Annotated in this window: 3 protein-coding genes; all 3 read right to left on the bottom strand. The window is 47.2% G+C overall.

The features are described from left to right. A partial coding sequence (locus B7P33_RS19205) for a hypothetical protein (protein WP_141402521.1) occupies nt 1–272 on the bottom strand: 272 nt, incomplete at its 3' end. Between the two features lie 4 nt (nt 273–276). Then, nucleotides 277–612 (bottom strand): hypothetical protein, encoded by a 336-nt coding sequence (locus B7P33_RS19200; protein ID WP_097443860.1) that lies wholly within the window; start codon nt 610–612, stop codon nt 277–279. Further along, on the bottom strand, nt 609–1526 hold a 918-nt coding region (locus tag B7P33_RS19450), incomplete at its 5' end, for a HEPN domain-containing protein (protein ID WP_172436010.1). The genes B7P33_RS19200 and B7P33_RS19450, both read right to left, overlap by 4 nt.

Raw genomic sequence — 1526 nt, 5'->3', positions numbered from 1 at the left:
TCGGGGAGTATGTCGTTTATAAGTTCAAGTATGGCCACCACGGCCGTTTCATTGGATAAATAGGGCAATCGAGGTGACATTGAATTGCCTTCCTGTTCCAATGCCGCAATGCTTACCCGCAGTAGACAGGAAATGATATAACGAAGTTCCCCGTTGTCCTGAACTCTGAACGTAACCTCTTGGGGGCCACCCTCCCCTTTTACTGGCCTTGGGCTTAAAAGCCCATTGAGGGCCTTTAGCTTGGCCCTGTCCGACCCCTTCCTATATTTCATGCCCTTACCCATCCCGTGGACCTTTTTCTATAATCCCTTGTATCTCATCCAGACAATGCATTTGTCCATGGGGGATTAGGTTCAGTACCATTTCCAATACCTTGAGTACCCCGAACTCGACATTGGCACCCTTAAGGCCCGGTGAAGTAAAATCGCCCTTACCATCCAAGGCAAGATAACAGACCTCCAAAAGGGCGGTGATATGGTTGGTGATGTCCTGATTGTCCGCCACCTCCAAGCGGATATGGTTCCCCTCCGGTTTCCCGGGCGTTTCGTTGTGCCCCGAAAAATGATCCAAAAGGTTTTTGATCTCCTTTATTTTTCTGGCCTTGTTTTTCATACCCTATCCCGATTGGGTTCAACGTCCAACGAGATTAGTTCCCGCATTTGATCCAGGTATACACCCTCTTCGAAGGGGATGAGGCATTTGCCGAACTCCAATACCCTTTTCACGTCCGTACCAATGTCCTTTATATCCAAGGTAAGATCCAATTGACCGTCCAAGGCAAGGATGCAGACATTGAGCATCGATCGTAACGTACCGAAGGTTTCGGCATAGCCATGGATCCGGGCATGGTTAAGGTAATGGCCGGGATCCTCGCCACCTGTTGGATTAAGTAGTACGAGATTCTCCTTGGTCAATGCCTTAATCCTTTTCAATTCGTCCAAGGGAATCGGTCTATCCTGATCGGTATTGGGAGGATTCATCACGGTTTCTTTGAATCGGTCCAATTGCATTTCATGGAGCCTTTTGACCCCTTTGATGAAATGCCCCAGTTTTTGTGATAGCCGCACAATCTCGTTTTCGGATACCTTGAAGCCATCGGAATAACGGGCGGCACTATAAGCGTTATCGAGTATATCCAACAAAGCGGATTCACTTTCCGACTCGACCATGAACATGCCCTTTATGGGCGATATACTCTTTAACACGAATGCCTGATGGTTCTTGATACTATGGCATACCTTAAGGGAACCACAGACCATGGGTTCCAACAGCCTATAGGCAAGTTCATAGCTTTGGTGGAGCATAAAGGCACTTTCCCTAAGATGGCCTTGGCCTTTAAAGAACTGGACACCTTTCCTAAAGGTCCTGACCTTTTCAATTTCCCGTTTAAAACGGCTCTTGGCCTTTTCACAAACCGCCTGAATGTTTTGTTCGGGGTAGGCCCATGTGCAATCTTTTTTATCAGAGATATAAACCAATTTATCTGCATGGCAATGGTTCAAAAAGAATAGGTTGGCCTGTTGGAG

The sequence above is a fragment of the Sediminicola luteus genome (assembly GCF_002514735.1).
Taxonomy (GTDB): Bacteria; Bacteroidota; Bacteroidia; order Flavobacteriales; family Flavobacteriaceae; genus HQA918.
Note: the sequence above shows the minus strand (reverse complement) of the source record. Positions and strands in the feature narration are given on the sequence as shown.